Consider the following 17,241-nt stretch of genomic DNA (forward strand, 5'->3'; position numbering starts at 1 on the left):
CGCCTGCGCCGGTTGGTGGTGGGTGACGTCACCTGGCGTTGGACGGTCCGTCAGCGTGTGGGGCGCACGTACGGCTTGACGCTCGCCCTGTTTCCTGAGGGCACGCAGCGCCGGCTGGTCTTCGTGTTCCGGCCCGGCCCGGACCGCGTCGTCTCGAACACGTACTTCGATGCCGGGGCCTTGATGCGCCTGCCGGATCGCAGCTATCTCAACCTTTTCGAGCCTGGAACTGTTCGCCGGCTCCTGGATGCGGCGACGTCGACGCTTGACCCGTTCGGAAGCGAGCCGGTAACCGAAGTCGACGGTTGGCCGTACTTCGACGCAGTCGTGGACTCAGCCGGCGCATAAGACGCGGTGGCAGGCCGGGATCGATGCGCAACTACCAGGACAATGGCCCCGGGTAGCGTTGCGACCAGGGCGAGTACGCCGTACACGACCGCGACGGTGAAGCCCAGCGAAGCGCCTAGTCCGACAGAGCTGAAGGCCCAGGCGGCCGCGCCCTCGCGCGGACCCCATCCTGCGATGTTCGTCGGCAGCGCCGAGGCCGTCAGTACGACCAATGCCACAGGCAACAACCGGCTCAGCGACAGCGAGGCGCCGGTCGCGCGGACGGCGATCAGGAACACCGCGGCGTGGCCGAGCACGACGAGCGCAGAGGCGAGCAGGATGCCCGGCCCGGCCCGCGGCGCGAGGATCGCGTTGCGCAGGTCGCTGGTGAAGCCGCGTCCGAGCCGCGACGTGAGGCGACGGTGATTCAGGCAGAGCAGTGTGATTGTCAGCGCTGCGGCGACGACGAACGTCACGGTGACCAGCCGAACGATGGCCGGCCACGGCAGCAGGAACAGTGCACCGACCGTCAGCACGAGCTGCACCGCAAATCCCGACGTTCGCTCCCACGCGACCGCTCGCAGGCTTCGGCCCAGGTCGCCGAGCACGCGTCCGTGGCGCACGGCGCGGTGTACGTCGCCCAGCACTCCGCCGGGCAGCGTGGCGTTGAGGAACTGGGACCGGTAGTACGCAGCCACCGCGGTCCGCAGCGGCAACTCGACGCCGAGCCCGCGGGCGACGAGCCTCCACCGCCACGCACAGCACAACGTGGTCAGCGAAGTGATGGCGAACGCAGCAGCGAGCGGCCAACCTGTGGTCAGCCGGAGCCCGTGCACCAACGGGCCCGTCCCCATTCGCCACAGGAGCACAGCGAGGATCGCCGCGCCACCCGCCGCGCGTGCCCAGGTCCAGATCGTTCGGCTGATGGTGGTTCCCATCTCGTAGTCGGGCGTCGTACGAGTAACACCGTCGCCGGCTGAACCGGTGCGACGCTGTTCTCGTATGACCGTCGTACCCATAGATACGGAGGCACTGTGCGTCTGGTTCGGGGTCAGGTGAACAAAGGCACCCTGATCGGTCCGCTCACCGGCTTTGCATGCCTGCTCGCATTACTCGGCGTACTCACGGCGCTCGCCGGCCTCGACGTCGTCGGCTGGGCAGCCGGCCTCGCCTCCGGGGCAGGTCTTGCCGTTCTGCTCGTCCGTGCGATGGCGAATCACTGTCGGGACCGGTTGGCGCCCGCTGACACAGTGACACTGACCCGCGCGGTCCTCGCCTGCGGGGTCGCGGCGCTCACGGCGGCGTCGTTCGGCGGCGAGGCATCGGTGGCGATCCTCGTCGTACTCTCGACGATCGCGCTGGTCCTCGACGGGGTGGACGGTCAGGTCGCTCGGCGTACCGGCACCGCGTCGGCGTTCGGGGCACGGTTCGACATGGAAGTCGACGCGTTCCTCATCATGGTCCTGAGCGTGTACGTCGCCCGTACGACGGGCTGGTGGGTGCTCGCCATCGGCGCGGCCCGGTACGCGTTCGTGGCCGCAAGCTGGGCGTGGCCGTGGCTGCGCGGCTCGCTCCCGCCCCGCTACTGGGCCAAGGTGGTCGCCGCGATCCAGGGCATCACGCTGACCGCCGTGGCAGCCGGTTTCCTGCCCCATGCCGTGACGGTAGTGGTGGTGCTGATCGCGCTGGCACTGCTGACCGAGTCGTTCGGCAACAGTGTCTGGAGGCTGTGGCGGCTGGCCGGAAGCCCGCACTTCACTCGTGCCACCGTGACGTCGGCGCTGGCGGTAGTCCTGGTCTGGGCAGCGCTGATCGTGCCGGATCACACCAGCGGCCTCACATTCCTCCGGATCCCGCTCGAGGGCCTGGTGTTCGTCGTACTCGTCTGCGTCCTGCCGTCGAAACCGGCGCGGATCCTCGCACTGATCAGCGGCTTCCTCCTCGGGGTGCTCATGATCCTGCGGCTGCTCGACCGAGGCTTCTACTTCGCCTTCGACCGCGCCTTCCACCCCGTGTACGACGCGGCGTACGCCGGCTCAGCGCTGGGCCTGCTCGGTGACTCGATCGGCCGCGTTGGAGCGCTCGCCGCCTTCATCGCAGCCGGACTGCTCCTGGTGGCGCTGCTCGTACTGCTGCCGCTGTCGGCGCTGCGGGTGACCCGGCTCGTGGTGAGACACCGGCGGCCGGCGGCCCGGATCGTCGCCGTCCTGGCCGTGATCGCGATCGTGCCGGCGCTGACCGGCGCCGGGCCGCAGCCCGTACGAGCGATCGCCTCGACCTCCGCGGCTCGGCTCGCCACGCAGGTCCGTGACGACCTTCGCGACCAGCGGGAGTTCGCGAAGGCGCTACAGCAGGATGCCTTCCGCGACGTCCCGGGCAACGACTTGCTGACCGATCTGAGAGGCAAGGACGTACTCCTGGTCTTCGTGGAGAGCTACGGGCGCACGGCACTCGACTTCCCCGTGGTCGGGTCGGCGCTCGAGGCCGGGGACCGGCGGCTGCAACAGGCGGGCTTCTCTTCGCGCAGCGGCTACCTCACCTCGCCGACCTTCGGCGGCATCAGCTGGCTGGCGCACTCCACGTTGCAGTCCGGGCTGTGGGTGAACAGCCAGCAGCGGTACGACCACCTCGTCACCCTCGATCGGCTCACTCTCACCGAGGCGTTCGGTCGCGCGGGCTGGCGGACAGTCGCCGACGTACCGTCGAACGACGAGGACTGGCCGGTGGCGAAGACCTACTACCACTACGACATGGTTTACGACCGCCGGAACGTGGGGTATGCCGGGCCGACGTTCAGCTATGCCTCGATGCCTGACCAGTACACCCTGGCCGCACTCCAGCGGCTGGAGTTGGACAAGCCGAACCGCGCTCCCGTCATGGCCGAGGTCGACCTGGTTTCCAGCCACACGCCCTGGGCGCCGCTCCCCCGGCTGGTCGACTGGAACCAGGTGGGCAACGGCTCGATCTTCGACCCGATGCCGGCCGAGGGCGACTCCCCCGAAGACGTGTGGCGACAGCCCGACCGGGTGAAGCCGGCCTATGCACAGTCCATCGCGTACTCGCTCGACGCGCTGACGTCGTTCGTCCAACAGCTCCACGACCGCAATCTGGTACTCGTCGTCCTCGGCGATCACCAGCCCGCCAGCATCGTCTCGGGCAACGGGGCAAGCCACGACGTACCAGTGAGCATCATCGCCGCCGATCCAACCGTCACCAATCGAGCAGCGACCTGGGGCTGGCACCCCGGCCTGCGCCCCACCGCCAACGCCCCGGTCTGGCCCATGGACACCTTCCGCGACCGCTTCCTGACCACCTACAGCCGATAATCTTGGCCGAGTTGTCGGATCGGGGATCGGTGGTTCGTGGTGGGGGTGTAGGGGCGGTCGAGGGGCCGGTCCGTTGAGGAGGAGTTATGGCTGAGTATCTCGTTGCGTTCAACGAGGAGTGGGTGCCGGACCACACGGAGGCGGAGCTGGCGGGGAAGTCTGCTGCGTTGCGGCCCTTGTTGGAGGAGATGCGGGCTGCGGGGGTGCTGATCTTCACGGGTGGCCTGGACCCGGACGCGCCGGTGTACTCGGTGGACGTGTCCAGCGGTGCGCCGCTGTTCACCGACGGCCCGTACGTCGAGTCGAAGGAGCACCTCGGCGGCTTCGCCGTACTGAACGTGCCCGACGACGAAGCCGCGCGCTACTGGGCAGGCAAAATCGCCACCGCCTGCGGCTGGCCCCAGCAGGTACACCAGTTCCGCGTCCCGAAGAAGCATTAGCGATGATGGGCCGGTGCCGATCGCCGCAACGCATGAGCTGACCGCCGAGACGCTGACCGGGCCCGGCCGGGTGATCCTGCTCAACGGGACGTCGAGTTCGGGGAAGACCACGATCGCCCAAGAGCTGATGAACACGCTCGACGGGGTCTGGTACCACCTGAAGATCGACGACTTCCACCGGATCCGGGCCCGCCGCGAGTGGACCGACGAGACGTTCCTGCCGGTCTTCCAACGGACCGTGCTCGGGTTCCACCGTGCCGTCGCAGGGATGGCGTCGGCCGGGAACGACGTGATCGTGCGCGCCGCCGTACAGTTCCCCCTCGTCCACGAGCACGGCGTGTACGACGTGGAAGTGGACTCGGAGGAACTGTCACCGGCCGAAATGCGCCGCGGCCGTCGGCGCTCGTCTCAGCGACGGGCCGCCGACAGCCTTCGAACGGCTCAGAGCCTCCCGTCAGCCGGCTCGGTAGAGGGAGCCGCCCCCGGATATGGCGATTGCGGTACGGCGGCCGCCCACGTTCAGGTTGACGATGAAGGTTGTGCCGGACTGGTGGATCGAGTAGGTGACCGTGCCGGTGGAGCGGACCGGGACCACGAAGGACAGGATCGATGCGGTCTTGCCGGAGCGGGCCAGGAGCAGGGTCGGGGCGGACCGGCGGGTGAAGCTGGTCGGGTATTGCCAGCCCTGGATCGGGTTGGTCTGGGCCTGCTTGATCAGGATCGCGCCGGCCGGCAGCGCCTGCTTGAACGGCACCTGGAACAGGATCGTCCGGGTCGAGTCACCCGGCGCCATCGCCACCGCGGTGGTCCGTGAGTACACCGTCGCGCGCTGGTCCGGCGGCAGGTGCCACAACGTCTGGAACGCCTGCGCAGTACGAGCCGACGCACGGTCCCAGACCACCATCAGATCCGGGTCCTTCAGCACCAGCACCGAGCGGACCCGACTGACGCCACTCGCCGGCGCATCCGCGAGAACGTACGACTCCGACGTGTCCTTCACCGCGTACGACGTCAACCGCGTCACCGGATTCAGCGGCGTCGACATCGGCGTCGTGAGCACACTGTGCGCGCTCGGGCTGACGGCCCATGTCCGGTACGCCCCGGCGTTGTACGCCGCGTACCCGCCGTCCACGATGATGTCCCGCCCGCGCGCCGTGTACGTGATGCTCGTGTGGTCGAGGTGCCCGTGGAACGCCCGCGCCGCGCCGTACCTGATGCTGTACGTCGACTCGCCCGTGAACCCACGCGCCGGATCAGTCCCCCACCCGGTGCGGCCGAACACGTATCCGTTCGAGTAGACCCCGATACGCCACGGCGGCACCGTACCGGACTTACCGAGCGACCCGGCGTACTCCATCGGCGTCCCGCTCCACGGGTACGTCGGCTGAACTTCGGTGTCCCCGAGCTGATGCAGCTTGCCGAGCGAGTTCGTTGCCAGTGCCAACCATTTGGCCAACAGTGCCCGCCTGGTCGAGATCGTCGTACCCGGATCGACGCCGCAGTTCTGCAGTACCGCGATCGCGCGGCCCCAGAGCGAGTAGTTGAACGACGCGTACCCGGTCGACTGTTCGTTGGTCGACCCCTGCGCGTCGATCGAGGTGGTGATCCCGGCCGCGAGGCGCTGCTGGGCAAGGTTCTTGTAATCGGTCCGGCCGAGCGTGCAGCCGACGCCGAACAGCGCGATGCTCTCGTCGGTACCGTGGTTCCATGCCCCGCTCCAGTAGTTCGTGAGGAACCGGGCGTGGCTGAGCAGCGCCGCGTCGACCCACGCGTACGACGCCGGCAAGGCACTGACCTGCAACCCGCTCAGGATCGCCTGGCGGAGACAGATCAGCACGTTCGTGCGGTGCATGGTCGACTCCCACGCGCCGACGTTCGCCTTCCACGAGTACGGATTGTCGCGGTACCAGTCGTACGCGATCGTGTTCACCCGGGCCAGCGCGGTCAGATCACCCTTGCCAGCGGCAACGATCCCCTGCCCGAGCCAGCGCAGCGAGTGGAACCACATGTACCAGCTCGCGTTCTTGTACGGGTTCAGCGACCAGTTGATGTTGCCGCCGCCGGTCCCGACCTTGTACGCCGCATACGGGCCCCAGGCAAACTTGTCGGCGTACAGGTTCGCCAACGGATTGGTTGCCTCGATCCCACTGAACCCGGGACACGCGTAGTGCGGCGCCGCGAGCGCCTGCAGTCGCGCCGTACCGATGTCCGTCGCGGGCGGCGCGGTCGCCGGTACGACGTTGCTCGCACCCGGGACGAACTGCGCCTGTTCAGGATCCGCCGGCGCCGGCACGATCGTGATCCCCGGATTGTCCCGCGGCTCTCCTTCTGCCGTTCCGGCCCCCAGCAACACAACAGCGATGCCCACGGCCAGGACGGCCGTTCCCCTGAATCGCATGAAGTTGTACCTCTCCCCCATCGTCCCCGGACACCCGGCGACGGTCTCCTGAGCGGACAGGCGCACCGCACGCGCGGCACACCGGACCACGGCAGCCCATGGGGGCGGTCGGCTCGCCGAGGTTTGTCTTTCCCCTTGCAAACCTCGATGCAGCGAGACGACCAAAGGTTACGAAGCGCCAGGAGATCCTCCCGGCGCTTCGGTTCAGCTTCAGTTCACTTCAGTTCATTGGTTCAGCCCATCGTTTTCTGGCCGTCGATGGTTTCCCGGATGATGTCGGCGTGGCCGGCGTGCTGGGCGGTTTCGGAGGCGATGTGCAGGAAGGCCATCCGAACGGTCCAGAAGACGCCCGGCGGCTGCCACGGGGCGGCCTGGAGTTCGTACTTGGCGTCCAGGTCGAGGGTGCGGACCAGTTCCTCGGTGGTGGCGGCGACCTTCTCGTACTCCGCGAGTACGTCGGCCAGCGTCTCGCCCTCGACGAACCGGAACTGGTCCTGCCAGGCGGCGATCACCTCCGGCGTGAACTCGGTCGGCGCCGTCTCGCCCTTTCCCTGGGCGAACTCCGCCCAGTGCTGCTCGACCGTCATCACGTGCTTGATCAGCCCGCCGACAGTCAGCTCGCTCTTGGTGCTGCGAGTGGTCGCCTGCTCGTCGGTCAGGCCCTGTGCGGTGTGGCGCAGGAAGCCGCGACGGGTGGCGAGAAGGTCCAGGATGTCCGCCCGCTCACCGGAGACGGTCTGCTCGTTTGTCGTCATGCCCAGACGATAACGGCCAATAGCGGTCAGGTACTGACCTCTACGAAATCCCGTGGCATGAGATCTCCTCCGCGGAGCGACCTCCATCTAGCGTGTCCTAGGGGCGGCGAGCACGTCGCATCCGGTCCGAGCTCTAGGGGGTTCATCGTGGGCATGATCACCACCGGCGACGGTACGGAGATCTTCTACAAGGATTGGGGGACGGGACAGCCGATCGTCTTCAGTCACGGCTGGCCGCTGTCGGCCGACGACTGGGACAACCAACTGTTGTTCTTCCTGTCGAAGGGGTACCGCGTCGTCGCACACGACCGGCGCGGGCACGGGCGGTCGTCGCAGACGGGCGACGGTCACGACATGGATCACTACGCGGACGACCTGAAAGCGGTCGTCGACCATCTGGACCTGCGCGACTGCATCCACGTCGGCCACTCGACCGGTGGTGGCGAGGTCGTGCACTACCTGGCCCGGCACGGCGAGGACCGGGCCGCCAAGGCCGCGTTGCTCTGCGCGGTCCCGCCGCTGATGGTGAAGACCGAAGCGAACCCCGAGGGCCTGCCGAAGGAGGTCTTCGACGGCTTCCAGGCGCAGCTCGCGGCGAACCGCTCCGGCTTCTACCGCGATCTCGCGGCCGGCCCGTTCTACGGGTTCAACCGCCCCGGCGTCGAGTCCTCCGAAGCGACCATCGAGAACTGGTGGCGCCAGGGCATGATGGGCGGCGCCAAGGCGCACTACGACGGCATCGTCGCGTTCTCGCAGACCGACTTCACCGCGGACCTGCAGCAGATCACGCTCCCGGTCCTGGTCGTGCACAGCGAGGACGACCAGATCGTGCCGTACGCCGACTCCGGCCCGAAGGCGGCGGCGCTGCTCAAGAACGGGGTCCTGAAGACGTACAAGGACCTCCCGCACGGCCTGCCCACCACGCACGCCGACGTGGTCAACGCCGACCTGCTGGAGTTCTTCCAGTCCTGACATCCCCCCGTGACGGCTCGCGCACGACCTTGCGCGGGCCGTCACGGCCTGTGCCGAGGTGTTGTGCGGGGACGGTCGGCAGGAGCAGTGTCGATACGCCTAGTTGGACCGGGAACCGGTCCCGGCCCGCTGGTCGTCCCGGGGAGGGATCATGGGCAGACCACGCCTCGTCATCGCTTCCGTCGCTGCCTTCGCAGCCGCCCTCTGCGGCGCCGCGGTCGCTGCCTACGCGGCCCCCGCCACCGAGGTCACGGTCGGGAGCCCGCCGTCGCCGTTCTCGCAGAACAAGCAGAACGAGCCTGCGGTGGCCATCGACGCGCACGATCCGTCGGTCGTCGTCGCCGGCGTGAACGACGAGATCGACATGGAGTCGTGCGCGGCCGGCGACCCCAGCACGTGCCCGTTCACCCCCGGCGTCGGCGTGTCCGGGGTGTACTTCTCGTTCGACAGCGGCCGGAGCTGGACGCAACCGACGTACACCGGCTGGACGGCCCGCGACTGCCTCGGCCCGGCGCCCTGTACGCCGCACGTCGGTCCGATCGGGACCCTGCCCCACTACTACGAGGCCGGGCTGGTCTCCGACGGTGACCCGGGCGTCGCGTTCGGACCGCGCCCTGGCCCGGACGGCACGTTCTCCTGGGCCAACGGCTCCCGTTTGTACTACGCGAACCTGACCGCGAACTTCTCCGCCGTACGGAAACTGGAGACGTTCCGCGGCGCCGAGGCGATCGCGGTGTCGACCGCCGACAACGTCCGCGCCGCGGCGGCCGACAACGCGTCCGCCTGGACCGCTCCGGTGATCATCTCGAGGCAGTCGTCGACGACGTTCTCCGACAAGGAGCAGATCTACGCCGACAACGCGGCGAGCAGCCCGTTCTTCGGGCACGTCTACACCTGCTGGGCGAGCTTCCGCAGCAACAGCCACGGAAACGCCTTCCCCGTACCGCTGATGGTTGGGCGCTCGGCCGACGGCGGCCGTACCTGGACCACCCGTCAGGTCGGGCCTGCCACGAGCAACGGCATGAGCCAGCAGCCCGACGGTTGCACCGTACGCACGGACAGCCAGGGCAACGTCTACGTGTTCGGCGTCGGCGTGCGCAATGGCACGAGCCTGCAGTTGATGTACAAGTCGACCGACGGCGGCGCGCACTTCACTGGCCCGACCGCGGTCGCACCAGTGGTCGAGCCCGGCGTTTTCGACCCGGTCGAGGGCCGTCCGGTGATGGACGGTATCGCCGGCGCCCGCGTCGACCTGGCCGGCGCACCGAGCGTCGACATCGCGAACGGCCGCCCGACCGGCGCCGGCGCGACCAACGAGATCTTCATGACCTGGGCAGACGGCCGCGCCGGCCTGAACCACGAACAGCTGATGCTGACCTGGTCGCGGAACGGCGGCGCCACCTGGGCGGCACCGACTCCGGTCGCACTGACGGCCGGCGATCGCCCGTTCTTCACCGCACCGGCGGTGTCCCCGGACGGCACCGACCTGTACGTCGTCCACAACTCGCTCACGACGCCGTACCGCACCAACACGACGGATCCGCGTGGCCTGATCGGCGAGGTGCTGCACGCGAACGTCGCGGGCGGCACGCCGTCGGGCTGGACCACGCTCGAAACCACCCCCGGTGGCGACCCGCGAGGCAGCAGTGCGAACAGCCTGACCTCGGAGTTCCTCGGTGACTACGTGTACGCCGCGGCGACGAACGACTTCGCTGTCGCCGTCTGGAACGACGCCCACGCCGCGGGCGTCTGCCCGTCGATCAACGCGTACCGGGCCTCGCTCTACACGGCGAGCCCGCTGCCTGCGCCGAACGTGCTCGGCACCTGCCCGGCAACCTTCGGCAACACCGACATCCTCGGTGGCAGCTACCCGGACCCGACGCCCTGATCGGGGCTGTGGAGGGCGCCGCTGCCGGCGCCCTCCACTGGTAAAACGGCTTGCCGGGGCGCTAAAGCTCCAGCAGGCTTGCGGTCATGATCGGGTTGGAGATCCGGCCGTTGCGCGACGACGATCCGCCGGTGATCGCGGCGGCGTTCGAAAAGCTCGGGTGGCCGAAGCCCGAGAGTCAGTACCGGCGGTATCTCGAGGAACAGGCCGCCGGGACGCGGGACGTCCTGGTCGCGACGGTCGACGGGGCCTACGCCGGCTACGTGACGGTGCGCTGGGAATCGCCGTACGAACCGTTTGCCGGCATTCCGGAAATCCAGGACTTCAACGTGCTGCCGAAGCTCCGCCGGCAGGGCATCGGGTCGGCGCTGATGGACGCGGCCGAGGCGCTGGTCGCGGAACGGTCCCCCGTGGTCGGAATCGGGGTCGGGCTGTACCCGGACTACGGGCAGGCGCAGCGGATGTACGTCCGCCGCGGCTACCTGCCCGACGGGCGCGGCCTGATCTACGACGGTCGGCAGGTGCCGCCGATGGAAATGGTCCGCAACGACGACTCCGCAACGCTGATGTTCACCAAGACCTTGAGGTAGCGTCGGTCAGGTGCGTGCCGTCGAGTACTCCGTGACCGGTGAGCCCGATGTCCTGACCCTCGTGGACAGGCCGATACCCGAGCCTGGGCCCGGAGAAGTCCGGGTCCGGATCCGCCGGTCGGGCGTCAACCCGACCGACTGGAAGTCGCGCCGGGGCAGCGCCGCCGGCACGCCGGTCGAGCCCGCCCAGGTACCCAACCAGGATGGCTCCGGCGACGTCGACGCGGTCGGCGAAGGGGTCGACGCGGCGCTCCTCCGACAGCCCGTGTGGATCTGGGAGGCGGCGTACCAGCGGCCCGCGGGTGGTACGGCGCAGGAGTACGCCGTCGTACCGGTGCGCCATGTGGTGCCGTTGCCCGAGTCCGCGTCGTACGACCTCGGGGCTTCGCTCGGCGTACCGTTCCTGACCGCCCACCGCTGCCTGACCGTGACCGAGGACGGGCCGGACCACCTCGGCCCGGGCAAGCTCGCCGGGCGGACCGTACTCGTGGCCGGTGGTGCCGGGGCGGTCGGCAACGCGGCGATCCAGCTGGCGCGGTGGTCGGACGCCACGGTCATCACGACCGTCAGCAGCCCCGAGAAGGGCAACCTCGCCGGGCTGGCCGGTGCGGATCACGTCATCAACTACCGCCAGCAGGACGTGGCCGCCGAGATCCGCGCGATCGTGCCGCACGGCGTGGACACGATCGTCGAGGTGTCGCCCGCGGCGAACGCGGCCATCGACGCCGCGGTGATCGCGACGCACGGCTCGGTGGCGGTCTACGCGACCGACGGCGGCGAAACCATGGAACTGCCGGTCCGGGCCTCGATGATCCCGAACGCCCGCTGGCAGTTCGTCCTGCTCTACACCGCTCCCGACTCCTGGCGCCCCCGAGCCCTCGCCGACGTCTCCGCCGCCGTAGCCGCAGGCGCGGTCCGGATGGGCCCCGAAGCCGGACTCCCCCTGCACCACTACCCCCTCGATCAGGCCGCCGCCGCCCACACGGCCGTCGAACAATCCGTCGTAGGCAAAGTCCTGATCGACGTCACCTGAGCAACTGCTAGGTCAGTTCGTCGCCGTGGCGGTGGAAGACTTTCCAGGTGTCGTTTTCCTTTCGGTAGAGCTGGGTGACGCGGAGGGTGTAGGTGCGGGGCTCGCCGTTCCAGCTGACCGAGGAGTGCTCGTAGCCGATCGTGTAGGCGAAGTCTCCGATCGCGTCCGCGGAGAGCAGTTCGACGTCCGACGAGGTGCAGTCCGAGAAAGCCTTGGCCAGCAGGTCGAACAGGGGGTCGGCCTCGGCCGAGGTCTTGGCGGTCTTCCAGGCCCCGAACACGGTGACGGGGTCCTTCGTCGACCACAGTGCGCGGCGTGGTTCGGCGTCACCGTTGTGCAGCGCGACCTCAGCGGGGCGCCACTCGTCGTCGAACCACTGCAGAAAATCTGTTCGCTCGCTCATACCTACGATGACAGCCCCGCGCGCCCGCCGACGCCAGGGATCGCGTTCCCGCGCGACCGGGAAAACGCTCGACGGACCGGGATCCACGAGACTGCTATCAAGGCACCGGAGATCCACAAGGTGCCGCGCGGGCCGATGGTCGAGCCGGCCACGCCCCCGAGCAGTGCGCCGAGCGGGAACAGCCCCATCAGGACGAAGCGCATCGTCGCGCCCACCCGCCCGAGCAGCCGCGCCGGCACGATCCGCTGCCGCAACGACACGCTCGAGATCGCGTAGACGATCTGGCCGAGTTCTCCCGCCGCGAATCCGATGATCGCGAGCACCACGAACCATCCCGGTTGCGCGAGGGGAACCAGCAACCCGAGTACGCCGGCAACGACCAGCGAACCCCAGATGATCCGCTCCGAACCGAACCGCCGCGCCAGCCGCGGCGTCACCGCCGCCCCGAGCATCGCCGTCGCGGAACCGGCCGCCAGCACCACTCCGATCCACGCCGGCGTCAACCGCAGCGTACGAACCAGGAACACCAGGTTGACCGCCGACGCGATCGCGAACGCGAAGTTGTTGACGGCGCTGGTGACCGCGATCGCGCGCAGCACGGGATGCCGTACGACGTACACCAGGCCCTCGCGGATCTCGTGCCACAGCCCGCGCGATTCCCGCCGTACGACCTCCTCCGGAGCCCGGATCGCCAGCAGGGCGACCGCCGACACAACGAAGGTGACTGCCTGGATCAGTACGACGTTCGCGGCGCCGATCGCGGACACCAGCCACCCGCCGGCGCCCGGGCCCGCCACCTGCCCTGAGGCTCGGATCGTCTCCAGAGCAGCGTTTCCGGCGAGCACCCGCTCCTTGCCGACGACCGACGGCAGGTAGCTCTGGTACCCGACATCGAAGAACACCCGCGCGAACCCGGTCAGCAGGGCCACCACGATCAACTGAATCAACGTCAGTACGCCGAACAACGCCGCCATCGGGATCGAGCCGAGCAGCACGGCCCGGACAAGATCGCTCGCCACCAGCAGCGGGCGCCGCCGGAAGCGATCGATCCAGGCCCCGGCCGGCAGCCCGATCAGCGCGAAACCGATCGTGCTCGACGCGGACACCAGCCCGAGCTGGAACGGCGTGGCGCCCAACGACAGCACCGCCAGCAGCGGAATCGCCACGCCGCTGACCTGCGCCCCGAACTGACTGGTCGTCTGCCCGACCAGCAACCACCGAAAATCTCTTGTCACGACAACCTCCGCAGGGACCGGATGGGAACCCCACCCGCCTGCAGAAATTCGTCGCTAGGGGTGGGGCACATTACCGGCCCCGCCACGCGAGGTCAATGCGCTTGGAACACGCCCGAAGCCCGGTACGCGGCGTGCAGCCCGAGCACCACCTCGGTCGGCGGATGCAGCGGACCAGGCGGCGCCGCGAAGAACCCCGCCTCCAGCACTTCGTCCTCCCCCGGCCGCAGCGTCCCGCTCCACCGCCGCGCCTCGAAACACAGGGCAAAGCACTGCACGACGTCGCCGTTCGGGTAGGTCAGAGTGTGGACATCCGGGAGCGACAGGCTTGCGAAGGGGACGAGATCCTCTTCGGAGACCTGCAGGCCGGTTTCCTCGGTGAACTCGCGGGCCGCCGTACTGCGGAAGGTGTCGCCGGGTTCGGCGCCGCCGGCGGGGAGTTCCCACAGGCCGGAGTCGCGGCTGCGCTGGAAGAGGATCCGGTCGTCCGCGTCGATCGCGAGGACCTGCGCGCCCGGCATCAGCAGCAGGCGGGAACCGACGTCACGACGGAGCTGGGCGAGGTAGGAGTCCACGGATGAGAGGGTAGGGACGTGGACTGGGTACGGCGGCGGGCGGGATCTCTGCTGGGGCTGGGACTGATCGGCGGGCTGGTGTGGACGGCAGTCGTCACGTTGTCGCAGCCGAGCGGGTTCGACCCCGGCGAGTCCTGTGCGCGCAAGCTCGGCGTGGTCGACGGGGTAGCGCGGACGAGCTGGTTCCCACCGTCGGCGAGCTGCGTGTCCGGCACCGAGGTGCACCAGTACATGTCGACGACCAAGTCGGCAGTCCTGTCCGTGATCGGCGTACTGCTGCTGATCTGCCTAGTCATCGGGCTGGTGCTGTCCGTACAGCGGCTCACCGGTGAGCCCGGACCGACCCTGACGGCGGACGGTGTCGACCTCAGACGCCGGAAGCGGTCACACCTGCTGTTCGGGGCGCTCGACCTGGCCGTGGCCTACGCGTTCGTCACGTTCCTGACCGTGCTCGCCATCGTTTTCGGCGAGTTGCCCGGTGGATTTCTGGTCATCGCGGCCGCGCTCGTCGGACTGAGTGCGTTCTGCACGGTGCTCGACCGGCACATGGGTCCGTTGCCGAGTACGGCGCTGGAATCGCGCCGGCGCGGGACGGTGGTAGGCGTCGGGACGTACGGCGTGGTCTTCGCGACGACTGCGCTGTCGGGGCAGCTGCCGTTCTTCCGGTTCTGGGCGATTCCGGTCGGTGGGATCGCGTACGCCGTCATCGTCGCGGTGCAATGGTCGCGGGCCACGAGCACCACGCAGGTTCAACATTCCGGCTGACCCGGAACACGTTTTCGGGATCGTACCGGCACTTCACCCGAGCGAGCCGCTCGTAGTTCCTCGGCCCGTACTCGGCCACCAGCCGCGCCTGCCCCGCCTGCAGGCACGGATCCTCCAGACTCACGCCGTACCCCTCGACCACCCACGACGCGTCCCGGTACACCACCGGCCAGTCGCCGCGCCGGACACCCCGCGGCCACAACGCCAACCAGGCCCCGGCGCCCATCCCGTGGGCGTCATCGCACAACGCCGACACCTCCGGATCCGGAAATGCCGGAAAGTACCGTTCCGAACACGCTTTCCAACTGCCCGGACCGAGGGCGGGCTGCAGGTTGGCGTACGGCGTCTCGCGGAGCATCGTCGTTTCGGGCGACAGGGCAAACATCGGCGCGAAGACGGCCGCGGTTTCCTCGGGGCCGCCGAGGTACACCGCGATCGCCCGCACCACCGGACGCGGATCATTGACGAGCAGCACCCCGCCTCCTAGCGACGACGGCGCACCGGTCTCGATCAGATCGCGGTACGTACGGATCACCGTCGGAGCCGCCGCAGCCGGCCAGGTCAGGACGGCAAGGGTAGTGGTCGGTACCTGGGTGAGCCGGAAGGTCAGCGCCGACGCCACCCCGAAGTTCGCGCCACCGCCGTGCAGAGCCCAGAACAGATCGGTGTTCCTGGTCTCGTCGGCGATCAGCAACTCACCGGCAGCGGTGACCAGCTCGACCGAGATCAGCGCATCGGCTGCCAGGCCGAGCTTCCGCTCGAGCCAGCCCGAGTGCGCGGACAGTGCTGTCTCCGCGATTCCGGCCGTCGTGTCCCGCCCGCCCGGCGTCAGCATGCAGAACGGTTGCGTCGCGCGGTACAGGTCCCGCCACGTCGCGCCACCGCCGACCCGAGCGATCCGCGCGTCCAGGTCGAGCTGGACGCTGTTCATCCGCTGCAGATCCAGCCGCAGACAGTCGCCCAGCTCGTTCTGCACGGCGTACGTGACCGCGGCCTGTACGTCGGCGACGGTCTCGCACTGCGCTGTCAGCGCAAGCTGAGGCGCCCCGAGCAGCACACCCCCGAACCCCCGTGGACGCATGACGTCCTCCCCCTCACTCCCCCAGTGATGCCCCGATCGTGCGGCCGGCAACGGGTTCGGTCAACAGGTGACTCACAACCGGGAGCCCCCGGTCGCGTCGAGCGTCTGACCGGTCACCCAGCGCGCGTCGTCCGAGGCGACGAACGCAACCACGTCCGCGACTTCCTCGGGCGTGCCGACGCGGTCGAAGACCGAGTACGCCGCGGCTGCCCGAGCCGCGTCCGGATCGGCCAACCAGCCGTTCATCGCGGTGTCGATGATGCCTGGGGCAACAGTGTTGACAGTGATCCCGCGTGGCCCCAGCTCCTTGGCCAGCGCGAGCGTCAGCGTGTTCAGCGCTCCCTTGGTCATCGAGTACGCGGTGTCCTCGGGGAACGCGATCCGGGTCACGCCGGATCCGATGTTGATGATCCGCCCGCCGTCGCGCAGTCGCGGAATCGCCTGCTGGACAAGGAAGAACGGCGCCTTCGCGTTCACCGCGAACAGCCGGTCGAACCACTCCGGCGTCACTTCGGCCAGCGGCAGGTGCCGTCCGATCCCAGCGTTGTTGACCAGGATGTCGAGGCCGTCGGCGTGCCCGTCGAACTCCGCCCACAACGCGTCGAGCGGCTCCCCGAGCTCCGCCTTCACCAGGAACCCGTCCCCGCCGGCCGCAACGATCTCGTCCAGCACCAGCGCCGCCTCGGCGTCAGACCGGCCGTAATGCACCCCGACCCGGACCCCGTCCCGCGCCAGCCGGAGCGCGATCGCCCGCCCGATTCCCCGGCTGCCACCCGTCACCAATGCCGTCCGCATCCCACAATCCTTTCTCTAACGATCACTACAGAAAGGACCGTAACACATTCTCTAACGATCGCTATAGAATGTCCGCATGACCGAACCACGACGCGGCCGGCCGCGCTCCTTCGATCGGGAGGCAGCCCTCGAACAGGCGCTGCAGACCTTCTGGGACCGTGGGTACGACGCCACCTCGGTCACCGACCTGACCACCGCCCTCGGCATCGGCGCGCCGAGCCTGTACGCCGCGTTCGGCGACAAGCGCAAGCTCTTCGACGAGGTCGTACGGCGCTACCAGGACACCCACGGCGCGTTCACGTCCCGCGCTCTCGCGGAAGAACCGACGGCCCGCCGGGCGATCGAGCGGATCCTCCGCGAGGCCGCCTCGGAGTACGTCGGCCGCGGCTGCCTGATCATCAGCGCCGCCCAGAACACCGTCCCCGCATCGCACGAGGTCGCCGAGCAGCTGCGGTACATCCGGCAGCACAACCGCGACGTACTGCAAGACCGCATCCAGCAGGACGTCGACGCCGGTGAGCTCCCGGACGGCACCGACGCCAAGACGCTGGCGACCTTCTTCGCCGCGACCATCCAGGGCATGTCCCAGCAGGCGCGCGACGGCGCGACGCAGGACGATCTCATGGCGGTCGCGACCACTGCCCTGAACGTCTGGAGGTAG

General features: G+C 68.9%; 16 protein-coding genes and 1 pseudogene. 9 read left to right on the top strand and 8 right to left on the bottom strand.

What is annotated here, in order from left to right; genetic code table 11:
- Positions 1-203: 203 nt before the first annotated feature.
- Positions 204-1,265 (bottom strand): lysylphosphatidylglycerol synthase transmembrane domain-containing protein, encoded by a 1,062-nt coding sequence (locus tag FB475_RS07840; protein ID WP_202878279.1) that lies wholly within the window; start codon positions 1,263-1,265, stop codon positions 204-206.
- Positions 1,266-1,361: 96 nt separating this feature from the next.
- Between FB475_RS07840 and FB475_RS07845 the strand changes: the two genes are divergently transcribed.
- From FB475_RS07845 to FB475_RS38340, 3 genes and pseudogenes are all read left to right on the top strand, one after another.
- Positions 1,362-3,653 carry a CDP-alcohol phosphatidyltransferase family protein gene (locus FB475_RS07845; protein WP_238332021.1) on the top strand — a complete coding sequence of 764 codons (2,292 nt, stop codon included), beginning with the start codon at positions 1,362-1,364 and terminating at the stop codon, positions 3,651-3,653.
- An 86-nt stretch (positions 3,654-3,739) separates the two neighbouring features.
- A complete protein-coding gene (locus FB475_RS07850) occupies positions 3,740-4,093 on the top strand; it encodes a YciI family protein (RefSeq protein ID WP_141853916.1) in 354 nt (117 codons plus the stop codon).
- Between the two features lie 70 nt (positions 4,094-4,163).
- A pseudogene (locus tag FB475_RS38340) lies at positions 4,164-4,388 on the top strand (phosphotransferase-like protein); the annotation flags it as partial.
- Positions 4,389-4,547: 159 nt separating this feature from the next.
- Here the strand turns inward: FB475_RS38340 and FB475_RS07860 are convergent.
- Both FB475_RS07860 and FB475_RS07865 read right to left on the bottom strand, forming a co-directional pair.
- Positions 4,548-6,491 carry a heparinase II/III domain-containing protein gene (locus FB475_RS07860; protein ID WP_141853918.1) on the bottom strand — a complete coding sequence of 648 codons (1,944 nt, stop codon included), beginning with the start codon at positions 6,489-6,491 and terminating at the stop codon, positions 4,548-4,550.
- A gap of 233 nt (positions 6,492-6,724) precedes the next feature.
- A complete protein-coding gene (locus tag FB475_RS07865; RefSeq protein WP_141853920.1) occupies positions 6,725-7,246 on the bottom strand; it encodes a DinB family protein in 522 nt (173 codons plus the stop codon).
- A gap of 153 nt (positions 7,247-7,399) precedes the next feature.
- Between FB475_RS07865 and FB475_RS07870 the strand changes: the two genes are divergently transcribed.
- From FB475_RS07870 to FB475_RS07885, 4 genes are all read left to right on the top strand, one after another.
- Entirely contained in the window at positions 7,400-8,218 is an 819-nt protein-coding gene (locus FB475_RS07870) for an alpha/beta fold hydrolase (protein WP_238332265.1), read from the top strand.
- A gap of 151 nt (positions 8,219-8,369) precedes the next feature.
- The gene (locus tag FB475_RS07875; protein ID WP_141853924.1) at positions 8,370-10,106 is read left to right on the top strand and encodes a sialidase/neuraminidase family protein; all 1,737 of its coding nucleotides are present in this window, start codon (positions 8,370-8,372) and stop codon (positions 10,104-10,106) included.
- 86 nt (positions 10,107-10,192) lie between these two features.
- A complete protein-coding gene (locus FB475_RS07880; protein ID WP_141853926.1) occupies positions 10,193-10,696 on the top strand; it encodes a GNAT family N-acetyltransferase in 504 nt (167 codons plus the stop codon).
- A 10-nt stretch (positions 10,697-10,706) separates the two neighbouring features.
- Positions 10,707-11,729, top strand: a complete 1,023-nt coding sequence (locus tag FB475_RS07885) for an NADPH:quinone reductase (protein WP_141853928.1) — start codon at positions 10,707-10,709, stop codon at positions 11,727-11,729.
- A gap of 7 nt (positions 11,730-11,736) precedes the next feature.
- Here the strand turns inward: FB475_RS07885 and FB475_RS07890 are convergent, their stop codons facing one another.
- From FB475_RS07890 to FB475_RS07900, 3 genes are all read right to left on the bottom strand, one after another.
- Positions 11,737-12,132, bottom strand: coding sequence for a nuclear transport factor 2 family protein (locus tag FB475_RS07890; protein WP_141853930.1), 396 nt, complete (start codon positions 12,130-12,132; stop codon positions 11,737-11,739).
- Positions 12,133-12,134: 2 nt separating this feature from the next.
- On the bottom strand, positions 12,135-13,367 hold the full coding sequence (locus tag FB475_RS07895; RefSeq protein ID WP_238332022.1) for an MFS transporter: 1,233 nt from the start codon (positions 13,365-13,367) through the stop codon (positions 12,135-12,137).
- Between the two features lie 92 nt (positions 13,368-13,459).
- On the bottom strand, positions 13,460-13,939 hold the full coding sequence (locus FB475_RS07900; RefSeq protein ID WP_238332023.1) for an NUDIX domain-containing protein: 480 nt from the start codon (positions 13,937-13,939) through the stop codon (positions 13,460-13,462).
- Positions 13,940-13,957: 18 nt separating this feature from the next.
- On the opposite strand from FB475_RS07900, the gene FB475_RS07905 reads away from it, so the two are divergent.
- Positions 13,958-14,704, top strand: a complete 747-nt coding sequence (locus FB475_RS07905) for a hypothetical protein (protein ID WP_141853934.1) — start codon at positions 13,958-13,960, stop codon at positions 14,702-14,704.
- On the opposite strand, the gene FB475_RS07910 is transcribed toward FB475_RS07905, so the two are convergent.
- Both FB475_RS07910 and FB475_RS07915 read right to left on the bottom strand, forming a co-directional pair.
- The gene (locus FB475_RS07910) at positions 14,643-15,785 is read right to left on the bottom strand and encodes an FAD-binding oxidoreductase (protein ID WP_141853936.1); all 1,143 of its coding nucleotides are present in this window, start codon (positions 15,783-15,785) and stop codon (positions 14,643-14,645) included. The genes FB475_RS07905 and FB475_RS07910 overlap by 62 nt on opposite strands.
- 72 nt (positions 15,786-15,857) lie before the next feature.
- Entirely contained in the window at positions 15,858-16,580 is a 723-nt protein-coding gene (locus FB475_RS07915) for an SDR family oxidoreductase (protein ID WP_141853938.1), read from the bottom strand.
- A gap of 76 nt (positions 16,581-16,656) precedes the next feature.
- Here FB475_RS07915 and FB475_RS07920 point away from each other — a divergent pair, with 76 nt between their 5' ends.
- Positions 16,657-17,241, top strand: coding sequence for a TetR/AcrR family transcriptional regulator (locus tag FB475_RS07920; RefSeq protein WP_141853940.1), 585 nt, complete (start codon positions 16,657-16,659; stop codon positions 17,239-17,241).

Origin of the sequence: Kribbella jejuensis, assembly GCF_006715085.1 — a bacterium.
Taxonomy (GTDB): Bacteria; Actinomycetota; Actinomycetes; order Propionibacteriales; family Kribbellaceae; genus Kribbella; species Kribbella jejuensis.

Bases quoted from the DNA above. Each gene is read 5' to 3' on its own strand.
- FB475_RS07865 (WP_141853920.1), bottom strand. From the start codon at position 7,246: ATGACGACAAACGAGCAGACCGTCTCCGGTGAGCGGGCGGACATCCTG.
- FB475_RS07910 (WP_141853936.1), bottom strand. From the start codon at position 15,785: ATGCGTCCACGGGGGTTCGGGGGTGTGCTGCTCGGGGCGCCTCAGCTT.
- FB475_RS07870 (WP_238332265.1), top strand. From the start codon at position 7,400: ATGATCACCACCGGCGACGGTACGGAGATCTTCTACAAGGATTGGGGG.
- FB475_RS07915 (WP_141853938.1), bottom strand. From the start codon at position 16,580: ATGCGGACGGCATTGGTGACGGGTGGCAGCCGGGGAATCGGGCGGGCG.
- FB475_RS07920 (WP_141853940.1), top strand. From the start codon at position 16,657: ATGACCGAACCACGACGCGGCCGGCCGCGCTCCTTCGATCGGGAGGCA.
- FB475_RS07860 (WP_141853918.1), bottom strand. From the start codon at position 6,491: ATGCGATTCAGGGGAACGGCCGTCCTGGCCGTGGGCATCGCTGTTGTG.
- FB475_RS07875 (WP_141853924.1), top strand. From the start codon at position 8,370: ATGGGCAGACCACGCCTCGTCATCGCTTCCGTCGCTGCCTTCGCAGCC.
- FB475_RS07850 (WP_141853916.1), top strand. From the start codon at position 3,740: ATGGCTGAGTATCTCGTTGCGTTCAACGAGGAGTGGGTGCCGGACCAC.
- FB475_RS07880 (WP_141853926.1), top strand. From the start codon at position 10,193: ATGATCGGGTTGGAGATCCGGCCGTTGCGCGACGACGATCCGCCGGTG.
- FB475_RS07840 (WP_202878279.1), bottom strand. From the start codon at position 1,265: ATGGGAACCACCATCAGCCGAACGATCTGGACCTGGGCACGCGCGGCG.
- FB475_RS07890 (WP_141853930.1), bottom strand. From the start codon at position 12,132: ATGAGCGAGCGAACAGATTTTCTGCAGTGGTTCGACGACGAGTGGCGC.